Source organism: Pseudomonadota bacterium (assembly GCA_013285445.1).
Classification (GTDB): Bacteria; Pseudomonadota; Gammaproteobacteria; order Xanthomonadales; family Wenzhouxiangellaceae; genus Wenzhouxiangella.
Window position 1 is genome coordinate 1,773,079 of record CP053448.1, and the last position, 15,048, is coordinate 1,788,126.

The 15,048-nt window shown below is 63.8% G+C and carries 14 protein-coding genes and 1 tRNA gene; 10 read left to right on the forward strand and 5 right to left on the reverse strand.

The features are described from left to right. The first annotated feature begins 1 nt into the window (after position 1). The 5 genes from alr to HND55_08075 are packed head-to-tail and all read left to right on the forward strand — an operon-like array spanning position 2 to position 4,807. On the forward strand, positions 2 to 1,081 hold the full coding sequence (gene alr / locus HND55_08055) for an alanine racemase (GenBank protein QKK02600.1): 1,080 nt from the start codon (positions 2 to 4) through the stop codon (positions 1,079 to 1,081). 56 nt (positions 1,082 to 1,137) lie between these two features. Continuing rightward, positions 1,138 to 2,481 carry a tRNA (N6-isopentenyl adenosine(37)-C2)-methylthiotransferase MiaB gene (gene miaB / locus HND55_08060; GenBank protein QKK02601.1) on the forward strand — a complete coding sequence of 448 codons (1,344 nt, stop codon included), beginning with the start codon at positions 1,138 to 1,140 and terminating at the stop codon, positions 2,479 to 2,481. Beyond that, entirely contained in the window at positions 2,482 to 3,450 is a 969-nt protein-coding gene (locus HND55_08065) for a PhoH family protein (protein QKK02602.1), read from the forward strand. Beyond that, positions 3,434 to 3,913 carry an rRNA maturation RNase YbeY gene (ybeY, locus tag HND55_08070; protein QKK02603.1) on the forward strand — a complete coding sequence of 160 codons (480 nt, stop codon included), beginning with the start codon at positions 3,434 to 3,436 and terminating at the stop codon, positions 3,911 to 3,913. The genes HND55_08065 and ybeY overlap by 17 nt, the downstream gene beginning before the upstream one ends. Before the next feature lie 57 nt (positions 3,914 to 3,970). Continuing rightward, positions 3,971 to 4,807: a CBS domain-containing protein gene (locus HND55_08075; protein ID QKK02604.1), complete on the forward strand. Its 837-nt coding sequence runs from the start codon at positions 3,971 to 3,973 to the stop codon at positions 4,805 to 4,807. 76 nt (positions 4,808 to 4,883) lie between these two features. Here HND55_08075 and HND55_08080 read toward each other — a convergent pair whose 3' ends face one another. Further along, positions 4,884 to 5,597: an alpha/beta hydrolase gene (locus tag HND55_08080; GenBank protein QKK02605.1), complete on the reverse strand. Its 714-nt coding sequence runs from the start codon at positions 5,595 to 5,597 to the stop codon at positions 4,884 to 4,886. A 72-nt stretch (positions 5,598 to 5,669) separates the two neighbouring features. Here HND55_08080 and HND55_08085 point away from each other — a divergent pair, with 72 nt between their 5' ends. Continuing rightward, on the forward strand, positions 5,670 to 6,860 hold the full coding sequence (locus tag HND55_08085; GenBank protein QKK02606.1) for a DUF4105 domain-containing protein: 1,191 nt from the start codon (positions 5,670 to 5,672) through the stop codon (positions 6,858 to 6,860). Here the strand turns inward: HND55_08085 and HND55_08090 are convergent. The 3 genes from HND55_08090 to HND55_08100 are packed head-to-tail and all read right to left on the reverse strand — an operon-like array spanning position 6,844 to position 9,598. Then, a complete protein-coding gene (locus HND55_08090) occupies positions 6,844 to 7,254 on the reverse strand; it encodes a YjbQ family protein (GenBank protein ID QKK02607.1) in 411 nt (136 codons plus the stop codon). The two genes, HND55_08085 and HND55_08090, sit on opposite strands and share 17 nt — an antisense overlap. Beyond that, on the reverse strand, positions 7,254 to 8,345 hold the full coding sequence (prfA, locus tag HND55_08095) for a peptide chain release factor 1 (GenBank protein ID QKK02608.1): 1,092 nt from the start codon (positions 8,343 to 8,345) through the stop codon (positions 7,254 to 7,256). Before prfA ends, HND55_08090 begins: the two co-directional genes overlap by 1 nt. Next, a complete protein-coding gene (locus tag HND55_08100) occupies positions 8,342 to 9,598 on the reverse strand; it encodes a glutamyl-tRNA reductase (protein ID QKK02609.1) in 1,257 nt (418 codons plus the stop codon). The genes prfA and HND55_08100 overlap by 4 nt, the downstream gene beginning before the upstream one ends. Between HND55_08100 and HND55_08105 the strand changes: the two genes are divergently transcribed. The 4 genes from HND55_08105 to HND55_08120 all read left to right on the forward strand — a co-directional run bounded on the left by HND55_08105 (position 9,597) and on the right by HND55_08120 (position 13,126). Beyond that, positions 9,597 to 11,360: a tetratricopeptide repeat protein gene (locus tag HND55_08105; GenBank protein ID QKK02610.1), complete on the forward strand. Its 1,764-nt coding sequence runs from the start codon at positions 9,597 to 9,599 to the stop codon at positions 11,358 to 11,360. The two genes, HND55_08100 and HND55_08105, sit on opposite strands and share 2 nt — an antisense overlap. A gap of 29 nt (positions 11,361 to 11,389) precedes the next feature. Next, on the forward strand, positions 11,390 to 11,980 hold the full coding sequence (lolB, locus tag HND55_08110; protein ID QKK02611.1) for an outer membrane lipoprotein LolB: 591 nt from the start codon (positions 11,390 to 11,392) through the stop codon (positions 11,978 to 11,980). A 78-nt stretch (positions 11,981 to 12,058) separates the two neighbouring features. Then, a tRNA-Gln gene (locus HND55_08115) sits at positions 12,059 to 12,135 on the forward strand. Positions 12,136 to 12,190: 55 nt separating this feature from the next. After that, positions 12,191 to 13,126, forward strand: coding sequence for a ribose-phosphate diphosphokinase (locus tag HND55_08120; GenBank protein QKK04041.1), 936 nt, complete (start codon positions 12,191 to 12,193; stop codon positions 13,124 to 13,126). Between the two features lie 570 nt (positions 13,127 to 13,696). Here the strand turns inward: HND55_08120 and HND55_08125 are convergent. Continuing rightward, on the reverse strand, positions 13,697 to 15,037 hold the full coding sequence (locus HND55_08125) for a YfcC family protein (GenBank protein ID QKK04042.1): 1,341 nt from the start codon (positions 15,035 to 15,037) through the stop codon (positions 13,697 to 13,699). Positions 15,038 to 15,048 lie beyond the last annotated feature (11 nt).

The following is a 15,048-nucleotide window of genomic DNA, read 5'->3' on the forward strand; positions in this document are numbered from 1 at the left end:
CATGGCGCGCAACACGATCGCGCGTATCGACCTCGAGGCGCTGGCGCACAACCTGGCCCAGGTGCGCGGGATGGCGCCGCACAGCCGGGTTATGGCCGTGGTCAAGGCCGATGCCTATGGCCACCGCATCGATCTGTGTCTGCCCGCCCTGGCCGGGGCCGACATGCTGGCGGTCGCCACAATCGAGGAGGCGCGTGCCATTCGCCGCCTCGGCAACGGCTTGCCGGTGCTGCTGCTCGAAGGCATTACCGACCCGGGTGATCTGCCGGTAGCGCTGGATCTGGGGCTGGAGCTGACTGTCCATCATCCCGCTCAGGTGGCAGCGCTGGAGCGCTTCGGTCGTTCCCCATCGCCGCGTCTCTGGCTGAAGCTGGATACGGGGATGCACCGGCTCGGTGTCGATGCCCGCCTGGTCCCGGCGCTTCACGAGCGTCTGTTGTGCCTGGCGGGGGTGGAGCAGGTTAACCTGATGAGCCATCTGGCCTGTGCCGAACAGAGCGAGCATCCGCTCAACCGGATCCAGATCGAGCGCTTCGAGTCAGCGACTGCCGGGCTCGAAGGAGAGCGCTGTCTGGCCAACTCGGCCGGGCTGATCCACTTCCCGGCCGCGCGCCTGGACTGGGTTCGTGCCGGCCTGGCACTGTACGGTATCTCGCCACTGCCCGGGTGCACGGCGGCTGACCTGGATTTGCGACCGGTGATGACGCTCACGGCCGAACTGATGGCGATCAACGAGATCGCCGCCGGTGAACGGGTCGGCTACGGCGCGCGGTTTACGGCCGGGCGCGACCTGCGCATCGGCGTGGCCAGCATTGGCTACGGTGACGGCTATCCGCGCAGCATGGCCGACGGCGCACCGGTGCTGGTGCGGGGAAAACGCTGCACGCTGGCCGGCCGGGTGTCGATGGATATGATCACCATCGATCTGAGCGACTGTCCCGAAGCAGCCATCGGTGATCCGGTCATACTGTGGGGGTCGGGCCTGCCGATCGAAACGCTCGCCCTGGCCGCCGACACCATTCCCTACGAGCTGGTTTGTCGCCTCACTCGCCGGGTGCGGTACCGATCCGCGGGGTCGTGAGGACAGCGCGCCCGGCACTGCGCTAAAATACACGACCTTTCAGGTATTTGAGTCCGATGAGCGGAAAGCTTTACATCCAGACCCACGGCTGTCAGATGAACGAGTACGATTCGGAAAAGATGGCCGAGGTGCTCGCGGTTTCGCATGGACTGACGGTAACCGACTGCCCTGAAGAGGCCGACGTCATCCTGATCAACACCTGCTCGATTCGGGAGAAGGCGCAGGAGAAAGTGTTTTCCCAGCTTGGGCGCTGGCGTCCGATCAAGCGCGACAACCCGGATGTCGTCATTGGCGTGGCCGGCTGTGTGGCCAGTCAGGAAGGGGACAACATCGTTCGCCGTTCACCCTTTGTCGACCTGGTATTCGGACCACAGACCATTCATCGCTTGCCGCAGATGCTCGACCGCGTGCGTCGGTCGGGGCAGCCGCAAATCGATATCAGCTTCCCGGAAATCGAGAAGTTCGACCATCTGCCGCCGGCCGGCGCCAGGGGCGCAACGGCGTTCGTGTCCGTCATGGAAGGCTGCAGCAAGTACTGCTCGTTCTGCGTCGTCCCCTATACGCGTGGTGAAGAGATCAGCCGGCCGCTCGACGACGTGATTGCCGAGGTAGCCGGGCTGGCCGGGCAGGGGGTGCGCGAGGTCAATCTGCTCGGCCAGAATGTGAACGCCTATCGCGGCCCGATGCATGAGGGCGGCAGCGCCGACCTGGCGATGCTCATTCGCTACGTTGCCCATATCGACGGGATCGAGCGAATCCGGTTCACGACCTCGCATCCGGTCGAGTTTTCCGACCGCCTCATCGAAGCCTTCGCCGATGTGCCCCAACTGGTCAACTATCTGCATCTGCCGGTTCAGTCAGGATCGGATCGCATACTGACTTTGATGAAACGTGGTCACACGGTGCTGGAGTACAAGCAGAAGATCCGCCGGTTGCGCGAGGTGCGACCCGACATTGCGCTCAGCTCGGACTTCATCGTCGGCTTTCCCGGCGAGACCGAACACGATTTCGCCCGAACGCTGGAGCTGGTGCAAGAGCTGCGCTTCGACCAGAGCTTCAGCTTCATCTATTCAGCCCGGCCGGGCACGCCGGCAGCATCGTTCCCTGACAACGTCACGCTCGAAGAGAAGAAGGAGCGGCTGCGTCGGCTGCAGGAGCAGCTCAATGCCCAGGCCGCCGGCTATGCCCGGGCCATGGTGAACACCCGCCAGCGCGTGATCGTCGAAGGGCGCAGCCGCAAGAACAATGACGAGTGGGCCGGGCGGACCGAGAACAACCGGGTTGTGAACTTCCCCGGCCCGGCGCGGGGTGTGGGCCCGGTCGCCGAGGTCATCATCACACAGGCGCTGGCCAACTCGCTGCGCGGACGACTGGCCAGTTCCGAAACTGCCGCCGCCTGAATGAATGCGGCCGCGGAATCGGTGGTGACGCTGGAACTCGAGCCGGTCGACAACGAACGGCTGGCGAACCTGTGTGGACATCTGGACGAGCATCTGCGCCTGATCGAGCGGCGGCTTGGTGTGTCCGTTTCGGCGCGCGGCAACCTGTTTAGCGTGGAAGGCGATGGCGACGCCGTGCGCATTGGCTGTCGCCTGCTCGAGCGGCTCTACCGGCTGTCGGACAGTGAAATCCTGACCCCGGCCGTGATTAACCTGCACCTGCAGCAGTCCGGTCTGGAAGAAGACGACGCCGACGCCACCGAAATCGGCATTCGCACCCGGCGCGGACTGGTTCGCGGACGCGGGCCGAACCAGCGGCGTTATCTGCAGCGTATTGGCGATAACGTAGTCAATTTCGGGGTCGGGCCGGCCGGCACCGGCAAGACTTTTCTGGCCGTGGCCTGTGCCGTGGATGCGCTGGAGTCCGACCGCGTTCAGCGCATTGTGCTGGTGCGCCCGGCCGTCGAGGCCGGAGAGCGTCTGGGTTTTCTGCCGGGGGATCTGGCCCAGAAGGTCGATCCCTACCTGCGTCCGCTGCACGATGCGCTCTATGAAATGCTGGGTTTCGAGCGTGCCGCGCGTCTGACCGAGCGCAACGTCATCGAGGTTGCGCCGCTGGCCTACATGCGCGGGCGCTCGCTCAACGACGCCTTCGTCATTCTTGACGAGGCGCAAAACACGACCTCGGAGCAGATGAAGATGTTCCTGACGCGCATTGGCTTTGGCTCGAAGGCGGTCATTACCGGTGATCTGACCCAGATCGACCTGCCGCCCCAGGCCCAGTCCGGGCTGCGCCAGGCCATTGCCCTGCTCAGGGCGGTTGAAGGGGTCAGCACCACGTTCTTCGATGCAAGGGACGTGGTGCGTCATCCGATCGTGCGGCGCATCGTCGAGGCCTATGAAAGCGCGTCCGATGACAACAACAACTGAACGGGCCGCGCCAGAGCTGGCGATCCAGCGGCCCTGTCGGTCGCCGGCCATGCCGGCCGACGATGAAATCCGTGCGATTGCGGCGGTTGCGCTCGAGGATGTCGATGCGGCGGTTGTCGGGGTGCGGATCGTCGGTGAGCGAGAGGGAGGCGAACTCAATGCACGCTGGCGCGGACGGGATTACGCCTCCAACGTGCTCAGTTTTCCGGCCACCCTGTCGCCGGGCGTCGGTATCAACCTGCTGGGCGACATTGCGCTGTGCGCACCGCTGGTCGAGCGTGAAGCCCACGCGCAGGGCAAGTCGGTGTACGATCATTTTGCCCACTTGCTGGTTCACGGTATCTTGCATCTGCGCGGCTTCGACCATATTTCTGACGCACAGGCGGCCGCCATGGAAGCCCGGGAAACCGAGCTGCTGGCCCGACTTGACATTGGCAACCCTTACTTGAGCGATGAAACCTGATTTGCCCCGTCGTGCAGCGACCGCCGCGGAAGCGGTTCGTCGGCTACCAGGCCACTCATGAGCGAAGACCCTTCCGACAGTAGCAACGGCCAGGGTCGCGGCTGGCTGGAGCGGCTCGGGCGCGCCTTTGGAGCGGAGCCCAAAACCCGCGAAGGGCTGATCGAGCTGCTGCGCGATCTGTCCGGTCAGGGCCTGATCGAAGGCGACACGCTGGCCATGCTGGAGGGCGCGCTGGAGGTCGACGAACTGCAGGTTCGCGATGTCATGATTCCGCGTTCGCATATGGTGGTGATTGCCGACGGCGCGCCGCTCGAAGAGATTCTGCCGATCATCATCGAGTCGGGGCACTCCCGCTTTCCGGTCGTCGGCGAGGATCGCGACGAGATTAAGGGCATCTTGCTGGCCAAAGATCTGCTCAGGCTGGTTTCCAACGGTCGCGAACTGTCGCTTGATGACCTGCTGCGCAGCCCGGTCATCATCCCCGAGTCAAAGCGGCTCAATGTTTTGCTTCGGGAGTTTCGCGTCAGCAAGAATCACATGGCCATCGTGGTTGACGAGTATGGCGGAGTGTCCGGCCTGATCACGATCGAGGATGTACTCGAGGAAATCGTCGGCGATATCGACGACGAGCACGATGCCGATGCCGTTGCCGACATCGAGCGCGTCGATGATGGCAAGTACCTGGTGCAGGCGCTGACCGCGATCGACGATTTCAACGAGTCATTGGGAACCCAGTTCAGCGATGATGAATACGATACCATCGGCGGCCTGGTCGTGGCCGAGTTCGGACGGCTGCCAGAGACCGGTGAGTCGGTCGACATCGGTGACTGGACCTTTTTGGTAACCAGCGCCGACGACCGTCGACTGCACGCCATGGAAGTCAGTCAGAACTGATGTTTGACAGGCTCCTTGCTTATTATTAACCCGGCACGAATGTAGATCACATTCAGGGCCTCAAGCGGGATTCGAATCAAGGCGTCGCATCGGCCGGCCGGCTAAGCAGGTGATCGGCGCGATCGAGGCTGATGAAGCTCTTGGGATGTCGCGCTGCAGCAAAGATCCGCTGGGCGTGTTCGATGGATACGGTCGGGTCGAGCGGCGAGTGGAGTACCAGCAGCGCCCGATGCAGATTGCCCAGGCGCTGTTCGATATCGTGCGAGTGGGCGTCCTCGACGAAATCGTGACGAATGCGAAAGCTGCGGCCGCCAAGGATGACCTCCGCGCTGCCGGCCGCCCTGATCTCGTCGAGTTGATGGTCGAAGTGCTTGAGCACGTTGGTCGGGCTTGATGGGGCAGCGATAGTGGTGATGGCACGGACGCTTGCCAGGCGTTCGGCCACGGCAAGAACGGCGGTACCACCGAGCGAGTGACCAACCAGCAGCTGCGGCGGCGCCAGCGTTTTCGTCAGGTAGTGCGCGGCATCTTCGAGATCGTCGAGGTTGCTTGAGAATGTGGTGTCGGCGAATTCACCTTCGCTCTCGCCCAGGCCGGTAAAGTCGAAGCGCAACAAGGCGAAGCCGGCTTCGGCCAGAGCGCGACTGATCTCTCGGGCGGCGCGGATGTCGCGGCCGCAGGTAAAACAGTGCGCGAACAGTGCGGTCGCCCTGAATTCACCGTTTGGCGGTCGTTCCAGGTTGCCGGTCAGCTGGACGCCGGCTCGGTTCGCAAACCGGATTCTGGACATGGCTGGCTGGTGTGGGTTCACGGTCCAGTATGAGGCACAATGGGAGCCTGCGCGATACGGACTAACCGAAGGATGGCACGACTGATTCCGGGCCGGCTGTGCCGGGTTGCTTTGCTGCTGCTCTGCCATGCCCTGCCGGCAGCCGGCCAGGAAGCGTGGCTGGTCACGTATGGGCCGGGGAAGGAGGTGTGGGAGCGCTTCGGTCACAATGCGCTGTGGTTGCGCGACACCGAACGCGATCTGGATCATGTCTTCAGCTTCGGCTATTTTGAAATCGACGAGCCCGGTTTTCATCTCGATTTTGCCCGCGGACGAATGCGCTATTTCGGCTCGGCCTCGACGCCGGAACGCGAGTTTGCCTTCTACCGCATGCGCGATCGTTCCATCGCGATTCAGCGGCTCAATCTTGATCACCGGCAGATCCGTCAGCTGCACGGACTGCTCTACGAAGCGATCTTTCCGATTCCGCAGTACTACGACTATGACTACTTTTTTCACAACTGTTCGACCTGGCTGCGCGACCTGATCGACGAGGTCACCGGAGGCGGGCTGCGCAGCCAGTTCGAGGCCTGGCCGGCGCGGATGAACTTCCGTGACCATATCCGACGCCTCAACGAGGATCGTGTCGGGCTGCATATCGGGCTTAACCTGCTGCTTGGTCCCGAGATCGACCGGCCACGCAGTGCCTGGGAAGAAGCCTTCCTGCCCGGTGCGCTGGCGCACTGGGTCGGCCGGGCGCGCGTCGGGGGCGAGCCATTGGTGCTTGAATCCGAACAGCTTTATGCATCGGTGACGCACCGGCGCCCGGACAGTCCTGGGGGTTTGTGGTGGTTTTATGGGGGGCTCGGGCTGCTGAGTCTGGCGCTGATCCTGATGCCGCTGATGCTCGGCAACAGCTTCTGGCCGCTGTTGCCCTGGCGGCTGGCTGTGGTGGTCACCGGGCTTGGCGGATTGGTAATCGTGTTGATGTGGTTCGGCACCGCTCACGACGTGATTGCGGGCAATGCCATGGTGCTCATGCTCAACCCGGCCTGGTTGCTTGTGCTGCTGCCCCTAGCGGGCTTTGCGGCTCGGCTGCTGTGGTGGCTGCTGCTGGCAGGGGCATGTGCCGGGGCCATTGTGCTGGGCTGGCCTGAAGGCCCGCAGTATCGCGGCGAACTGCTGGCCTGGCTGGTGCCGATGCTTGCCGGGATGTTCCTGCTGGCGCGATGGCGCCCGGAATCGGGCAGTGCCGGTGCCGAATCGATCAGCCGACCACGCTGATCACGATCTGCCGCCGATGAGGGCGGTGGCGGTGCTCCCACAGGAAAACGCCCTGCCAGCGGCCCAGGGCCAGACGACCGTCACGGATCGGAATGGTCAGGCTGGTCTGGGTCAGCGCCGTGCGAACGTGCGCCGTCATGTCGTCGGGCCCCTCGGCGGTGTGAACGTAGCGGGGATCGCCGTCGGGGGCGAGCGCCGAGAAAAAGGTCTCGAGATCACGCTGGACATCCGGATCGGCGTTTTCGTTGATCAGAAGCGAGGCCGAAGTGTGCTGGACGAATACATGACACAGTCCGCTGGTTACTGCTGCCTGTTCGACCAACAATGCCAGCCGGCCGGTGATGTCGCTGAGCCCGCGTCCGGCAGTCTGAATGGTCAGCACGGTCTGGGTCATCAGTGCGCCTGGCGGGCCAGCTCGGCCAGCAGTTCGGCCTGGTGCGCCTCGATCAGCGGATCAATGACCGGGTCAAGATGTCCGGCCATGACGCTGTCGAGTTCGTAGAGCGTCAGGCCGATGCGATGGTCGGTCATTCGACCCTGTGGAAAATTATAGGTGCGAATTCGCTCCGAGCGGTCGCCGGAGCCGACCTGAAGCTTGCGTTCGGCCGCGCGTTCGCTCCGCTGCTGTTCGACCTCCGCTTCCAGCAGCCGCGCGTGGAGCAGGCTCAATGCGCGCGCCTTGTTCTTGTGCTGCGAGCGCTCGTCCTGACATTCGACCACAATGCCGGTGGGCAGGTGGGTGATTCGAATGGCCGAGTCGGTGGTGTTGACGTGCTGACCACCGGCGCCGGAAGAACGAAACGTGTCGATGCGCAGATCGTTGGGGTTGACCGTCACTGTCTCGATATCGTCGACTTCGGGCAGGATGGCAACCGTGCAGGCCGAGGTGTGGATGCGGCCCTGCGACTCGGTGGCCGGCACACGCTGGACCCGATGCACGCCGGATTCGAACTTCAGCCGCGAGTAGGCGCCCTGGCCGATGATGCGGGCGATAACCTCGCGGAATCCGCCGGATTCGCTGTCATGCGATGACATGATCTCGACCCGCCAGCGGCGCTGCTCGGCGTAGCGGCTGTACATGCGCAGCAGGTCGCCGGCAAACAGGCCGGCCTCCTGGCCGCCGGTGCCGGCACGGATTTCCAGGAAAATGTTGCGTTCGTCGTTCGGGTCGCGCGGCAGCAGCTGTCGCTGCAGAGCTGACTCAAGCGCCTGCTGCTGCTGTTTCAGTGCTTCGATCTCGTCGCCGGCCATGCGCCGCAGTTCGTCGTCCGAGTCATCGAGCATGGCCTGAGCGTCGGCTATCGCGGCCTCCAGTGCCTGGTAGTCCCTCCACACCCGAATGATGGGTTCGAGCTCGCCGTATTCACGGGACAGGTCGGCAAACTGCTGCCGGTCGGCGATGATCTCCGGCGAGGCGAGCAGCTGTGCGAGCTCCTCGCAGCGCTCGGCCGCCTCGGCCAGGCGGCGGCGAATGCCCTCGTTCATGTTTCGTCGTCCAGAAAATAAAAGCGTGCCGCAGCCAGCATGTCCTCGTCGCCGGCCTCGGCCGCCTGGCGCAGCTTGATGCTCGGGACATGGAGCAGTCGATTGACCAGGCGATGACCGAGGCGCCGCATGACGACTTCGGTATCGTCGCCGCGTGCCAGTTCCTGGCGCGCCCGGGCGATCAGCTCGTCGCGTTCGCGCTGGGCGCGCTGACGAACCGACTTCAGCGTACTGGTCGTGCGCTGCAGCCGCAGCCAGCGCTCGAAGCCGCCCACTTCTTCCTCGACAATATCAGTGGCCGCGGTCAGTGCCTGGAGACGCTGCGACTGGGCCGAGTCAACAATCGCGTGGAGGTCGTCGATCGTGTAAAGATAAAAATCGTCCAGCGCTGCACAAGAGGCGGCGATATTGCGCGGCACGGCAAGATCAAGGGCAAAGATCGGTTGCCGTCGACGCTGCTTGAGGGCGCGCTCGACGTGTTCCCGGGCGATGATTGGCTCGGCGCTGCCGGTGCAAGCGATCACCAGATCATGGTCAGCCAGCAAGCCGGCCAGTCGGGACAGGGGATAGGCGCGGGCGCCGAACCGCCCGGCGAGCTGGCAGGCGCGCTCTGCGCTGCGGTTGACGATGGTCAGTGACTCGATGCCCGCGTCACGAAAATGCTCGGCGCAGTGCTCGATCATCTCACCGGCCCCGACCAGGAGCGCGCGCCGGCCGTCCAGTGTGCCGAATATCCGGCGCGCCAGGCGCAGTGCGGCAAACGGCAGGGACACCGGATTGCGGCCGATGCCGGTCTCGTTGCGTACGCGCTTGGCGGCAGCAAAAGCGTGCTGATAGAGCCGGTCGAGCTGGCTGTCGAGGGTCCCGGCCATGCGTGCGGCCTGCCAGGACTGCTTGGCTTGACCGGCAACCTGAGGCTCTCCGATCACCATGGAATCCATACCCGATATCACCTTGATGAGATGGTATACGCAGGCCGAGTGATCGAGCTGGTAGAGATGTTCTCGGTGTTGCGCCGGCGTCAGGCCATGCCAGTCATGCAACCATCCGATGATGTCCCGCATGATAATCTGTCGTCCTGAAACATACAGCTCGGTGCGGTTGCAGGTGCTCAGGATGCTGCAGCCGGACACACCGGGAACCGCCGACAGCGAGACCAGCGCATCAGGCAGCGACTCGGCCGAAAACGCCAGCTGTTCCCGAATCCGGATCGGGGCTGTCTGGTGGCTGATTCCCAGGGTGAAAATCGACATGCACGACAATCGCAAAGACAAACACGCAATTCTGCTACCCGGACGCTCCGAGTTCAAGTTGACCTGCAGTATTCTGCTCAGTCTTCTGATCGCCGGATGCGCCGGCAGCGGGACGGAGCGCTCGGATGAAGAGGCCGCCATCCAGGGCGAAACGACCGCCCAGGCTGATGTCGGTGAGGCTGATGATGCCATGTTTCATCACCGGACCGCCCAGCGTCTTATGAATGTAGGCGATTATGACGGTGCGCTGGAGCAGTTCCTGAGCGCAGCGCAGGCGTCGTCCGATCCACGCTTGGCCGGAGATGCGGCTCGACTGGCGCTGCGTCTCAAGCGCTGGGAGCCGGCGCTGAGTGCGACCGAGCGCTGGCTTGAACTGGCGCCAGACACACCCAGTGCGCGCCATATCCGGGCGCTGGCGCAGGTCAATGCAGGGCGTTTTGATCAGGCCATTGATACGCTGGACGGGATCGTCGTCCGATCCGACGAATCGGAGGAAGGCTGGCGCCAGGTTGCCCTGCTGCTGGCGGCGGTCGAGAGGCCGGGTGATGGATTGGTGATGTTTGACCGCCTCGCCGAAGAAACCTCGGACATGCCGGGGCCCGGCGTCACGGCGCATGCTCGCAGCATCCTGCTGTGGCAACTGGACCGTACAGAGGCGGCGCTGGCCGATGCGAGGCAGGCCGGTGATGAGAGCGGCAGGAGCGAGCACCTGGGCTGGGCGGCACAGCTTGCTGCCGGCAGCGAGGACCTCGAGCTGGCGCTTTCCCTGTATCGTCAGGCGCGCGGCACCGAAGCCGAGAACGTGGGACTGGCGCTGGCCGAGGCTGAAGTCCTGCGGCAGCTGGATCGCACTGATGAAGCCATCGAAGTGTTGAGAAGGCTGCCGCCGGACAGTGACTCGCTCTATACCCTGGGCATTTACCTGGTTCAGGAGGAGTCGACCGAGGAGGCCGAAAAGCTCTGGCTCAGGCTGGCGGCGCTGCCGAAGGGGGATGATGCCCCCGAACATGCGTTTCTGGTCGGGCATCTGGCTGAACTGATCGACCGGCCTGAAGATGCCCTGACCTGGTACCGGCGGGCCGAAGACGGGCCGCGGCGCCAGCAAGCGCTGCTGCGCCAGGCGTTTCTCGAAGGCAGCCGAGGACAGCTGGATCGGGCTCGGGACGTACTGGCGGTGCTGCGCGCAGAGGCCGATCCGGAAATCCGGCTTGATACTTGGCTGATCGAGGCCGAGCTGCTGCGCGAGGCCGGGCAAGCGGAAGCTGCGATTGCGGTTCTGCACCAGCCGCTGCGCGAGGCCAGCGATGACATCGATCTGCTCTATGCCCGGGCGCTCAGCGCGGCGGCTGCCGGCGATATCGATCTGGCCGAGCAGGATCTGCGTCGCATCATTCAGCTTGACGGTACCAACGCCATGGCGCTCAATGCGCTGGGGTACACACTGACTGATCAAACCGACCGGCATGATGAAGCGTACCGCCTCATCCAGCGTGCGCTGGAGCTCGATCCCGACGATCCGGCCACACTCGACTCCATGGGCTGGGTGCTGTTTCGGCTGGGACGGCCCGAGGCCGCGCTTGACTATCTGCAGCGGGCGCTGGATGGCGACGACAACGGTGAGATTGCTGCCCATCTCATCGCGGTACTGTGGCATCTTGATCGGCGCGATGAAGCCAGAGCAGTGGCCGAAGCGGCGATGGAACGGCACGCCGGTCATGTCTATCTCGAGGAAACACTAACGCGGCTGGGCTTGCTTCAATGAAGGCCGGGGTGCGGCGAAGCTTTGCGCTGATGGCTGCCTCAGCGCTGCTGATCAGCGCCTGCGCGACGCGCGAGCCCAGGCCGGTCGGTGCCTGGCTGGAACAGCGCGCCGACTGGTTTGAGCGGCATCCCGAATGGTCACTCAGTGGTCGCGTCGGCTTGTCAGACGGTCAGCGCGGCGGGTCACTGTCTTTTCATTGGCGGGCGAGCGTTGATCATCACCGGATTGACCTGCGAACCACGACCGGTGGTAAGCGCTGGCAGCTGGAGTTCGGGCCCCATGTGGCCATACTTGAAGGCAGCGACATCGACCGACTGGTTGGTACAGAACCCGACCCCCTGGTTGAAGCGGCGGTTGGCTGGCCGATTCCCGTCGCTGCGCTGGCCTGGTGGATTCGGGGTCTGCCGGGCGGCCATGAAGAGCGGGCGGTGTTCGCCCCCGACGGCACCCTGGAGCAGATCCTCGGCGATGACTGGAGGCTGGTCTACCAGCGCTTCGAGGAGGTCAACGGGCAGCTGATGCCGGCCCGAATGCAGGCCACCAGCGGTGAGTATCGGGTTCGTTTGGCCCTGCGCGAATGGCGTTGGGCGGCAATGAAGAATGAAAAATCGTTATACTAGCAGCCGCTGTCACGCTGCCCATGCAGTCCGCAAGGACAAGTCGGGACGGACTGTTCAAGGATCGATTGTGCGCTTTGCTGGGACGTCGCCAAGCTGGTTAAGGCACGGGGTTTTGATCCCCGCATTCGCAGGTTCGAGTCCTGCCGTCCCAGCCATTTCCAGGCCCGCGGATGATTTGCATAGGGGGTTTCATTGACGCATCCGTCGCTGATGGTGTTTACCGGAAACGCCAACCCGGACCTGGCCCAGGCCATCGCCGAGAGTCTTGGCGTACCGATGGGGCGGGCCAACGTCGGTCGCTTCAGCGACGGCGAAGTGATGGTCGAGATCATGGAAAACGTCCGCGGTCGCGACGTTTACCTGGTTCAGCCGACCTGCCAGCCGGCAGCGGAGAATTTCATGGAAATGCTGGTGATGATTGATGCGCTCAAACGCGCGTCAGCCTCGCGTGTGACCGCCATCATTCCCTATTTCGGCTACGCGCGGCAGGATCGGCGACCGCGCTCGGCGCGCGTGCCGATCACTGCCAAGGTCGCGGCGCGCATGATCAGCGTGGCCGGTACCGACCGCGTGGTCACCGTCGACCTGCACGCTGACCAGATCCAGGGCTTTTTCGATATACCGGTCGACAATGTCTACGCCTCCCCGCTGACTCTGGCCGATATCTGGAAGCACTACACCTCCGACGAGATCATTGTCGTCTCCCCCGACGTCGGCGGTGTCGTGCGGGCGCGGGCCATTGCCAAGCGTCTCGACGCCGAACTGGCGATCATCGACAAGCGGCGCCCGCGCGCCAATGAAGCGACCGTCATGAACCTGATCGGCGATGTGGCGGGCAAGATCTGCGTGCTGGTCGACGACATGATCGATACCGCCGGAACGCTCTGTTCAGCGGCTGGTGCGCTCAAGGACAAGGGCGCGCTGCGCGTTGTGGCCTACTGCGTGCACCCGGTACTGTCGGGCCGTGCGCTGGAGAATATCACCGGCTCCCGGATCGACGAAATCGTGGTGACCGACACCATTCCGCTGAGCCCCGAAGCGCGCGAGTGTGACCAGATTCGTCAGCTCTCCGTGGCGCAGATGCTGGCCGAGACCATTCGGCGCATGGCCGAGGGCGAGTCTGTGAGTTCCCTGTACGTCGACTAGGGAGCCTCTGAGCAACTCTGCGCGGGCCCGCCCGACCGGTGAGCAACGGATTGATATTCGGATCGGTCGCTATGGCGGGCGCCGGACGGGCAGGTCACGGTCGCATCCGCGACGGACACACGGCACGGGCATCATCCAATGCGTAGGTCGCGGTCGCATCCGCGACGGCCCTTCGGGAGCCGCTGTGCTGGCGCGACTCGGCGTTGCGTTTCTTGGAAAGGGAACAACCATTCCCTGCGAAACGCGCCTTGATTCGCACCAACACAGCGGCTCTGAGCGTTACCTAATTAGCCGCATGGCCCACTAGTGGTCCTTCAACCTGATAACTTAGGGTTCAGCGTTCCTGTAGCGCTCCACTGCAAGGCGCGCCGCGCAGGGAATGGCCGTAGCCCTTGCCAAGCGGCGGAACGCAGCAGCGGAGCGCTACAGGAGCGCCCGAAGGGTTGGCCTGTCAGCGTCCATGGCTGCGTTCCGGCTCTTGCAAAGGGCGATGGCCATTCACTGCGAGCCGCGCCTTGCCCTGAACGCTGACAGACCAACTGAACCCTAAATTATCAGGTTGAAGGACCACTAGCTATACCCGATCTGCACTGCCACTACCATGAATACGGCGGCAAGCGCCAGCAGCTTCAGGATGAGCGGGAAGATGAACCGGAACCAGCGGTCGTAGGGGATACCGGCCAGGCCGAGGATTCCCATCAGCACCGGATTGGTCGGTACGATCATGTTCATAAAGCCGTCGCCGAACTGGTAGGCGAGCACGGATATCTGGCGACTGAGGCCGACCAGGTCACCGATCGGGGCCATCAACGGCATGGTCAGGTAGGCCTGGCCGCTGCCGGAGGACACGAAAATGTTCATGATGCTCTGGATGCCGAGCATGCCAACGGCCGACAGTTCCGGGGGCAGCTCGGTCAGCGGTGCAGACAGGCCATGCACGATGGTGTGCAGGACCTGGCCGTCCTCGAGTATCAGGCCGATGGAGCGTGCGAAGCCGATCAGGATGGCGGTGCCGGCCAGTTCGGCGGCTCCGTTGGAGAAGTTGATGGCCAGCCGGTCGAACGACATGCGGTCAATCAGGGCGACCGCAATGGCCAGGGCAATGAACACAGCGCCCAGTTCGACCAGGTACCAGCCGTGCTCGATAATGCCGTAGACCAGGCCGGCCAGGGCCAGCAGCGTGACGCCGAGCACCGCCTTGCGACGACCGGTCAGTGCCGGCAGCTCGCTTTCCCGCGGTGGCTGGGCGGACTCGATGCCATGGACCAGACTGCGCGTCGGGTCGGCCTGTACCCGCCGGGCATAGGACCAGACATGATGAATGCCGATGGCCAGAAATGGCCAGAAGATGAAGGCCCGGTATCCCATGCCCGAGGCCGGCTGCAGCTCGGCGATGTTCTGCGCGATGATCAGCGTGAACGGGTTCATGATGGTGGCGCCGTAGCCGACGCCATAACCGACCACCATGATGCCGATGGCGGCGACCGTATCCATCCGCATGGCCACGCACAGCGCAATCAGAATCGCGGCCAGGGGAATGTATTCCTCGGCCATGCCGAGTGTTGCCGACGCAGCGGCAAACAGGAAGATCCCGGCGGATATGAGCCAGAAGGCATTGTTGCCCAGACGCCGCAGAACGGCGCCCAGAAAGGCCTCGATGGCACCGGTCTGGCGGATGACCGCCAGCGAACCGCCGATTAGCAGGACGAAGAAGATGATGCCCTGAACATCCGCCATGGCGCGCGGCACGGTGGTAAACAATGACCATGGCGGGAGGGTTCTGGCGTCATCGATCAGCCCGAAGGTGCCGGGCTGGACCATTTCGCGCCCGTGGTCATTCGTTGCTGTCTCGAAACTGCCTGCGGGGAGTACCCAGGTCAGCAGCAGCGCGACCACCATCATTGCAAACATCAGGACCAGCG

Bases quoted from the DNA above. Each gene is read 5' to 3' on its own strand.
- HND55_08125 (QKK04042.1), bottom strand. From the start codon at position 15,037: ATGTTTGCAATGATGGTGGTCGCGCTGCTGCTGACCTGGGTACTCCCC.
- HND55_08075 (QKK02604.1), top strand. From the start codon at position 3,971: ATGAGCGAAGACCCTTCCGACAGTAGCAACGGCCAGGGTCGCGGCTGG.
- prfA (QKK02608.1), bottom strand. From the start codon at position 8,345: ATGAACGAGGGCATTCGCCGCCGCCTGGCCGAGGCGGCCGAGCGCTGC.
- HND55_08105 (QKK02610.1), top strand. From the start codon at position 9,597: ATGCACGACAATCGCAAAGACAAACACGCAATTCTGCTACCCGGACGC.
- miaB (QKK02601.1), top strand. From the start codon at position 1,138: ATGAGCGGAAAGCTTTACATCCAGACCCACGGCTGTCAGATGAACGAG.
- HND55_08085 (QKK02606.1), top strand. From the start codon at position 5,670: ATGGCACGACTGATTCCGGGCCGGCTGTGCCGGGTTGCTTTGCTGCTG.
- HND55_08090 (QKK02607.1), bottom strand. From the start codon at position 7,254: ATGACCCAGACCGTGCTGACCATTCAGACTGCCGGACGCGGGCTCAGC.
- lolB (QKK02611.1), top strand. From the start codon at position 11,390: ATGGCTGCCTCAGCGCTGCTGATCAGCGCCTGCGCGACGCGCGAGCCC.
- HND55_08065 (QKK02602.1), top strand. From the start codon at position 2,482: ATGAATGCGGCCGCGGAATCGGTGGTGACGCTGGAACTCGAGCCGGTC.
- HND55_08100 (QKK02609.1), bottom strand. From the start codon at position 9,598: ATGTCGATTTTCACCCTGGGAATCAGCCACCAGACAGCCCCGATCCGG.
- ybeY (QKK02603.1), top strand. From the start codon at position 3,434: ATGACAACAACAACTGAACGGGCCGCGCCAGAGCTGGCGATCCAGCGG.
- HND55_08120 (QKK04041.1), top strand. From the start codon at position 12,191: ATGGTGTTTACCGGAAACGCCAACCCGGACCTGGCCCAGGCCATCGCC.
- HND55_08080 (QKK02605.1), bottom strand. From the start codon at position 5,597: ATGTCCAGAATCCGGTTTGCGAACCGAGCCGGCGTCCAGCTGACCGGC.
- alr (QKK02600.1), top strand. From the start codon at position 2: ATGGCGCGCAACACGATCGCGCGTATCGACCTCGAGGCGCTGGCGCAC.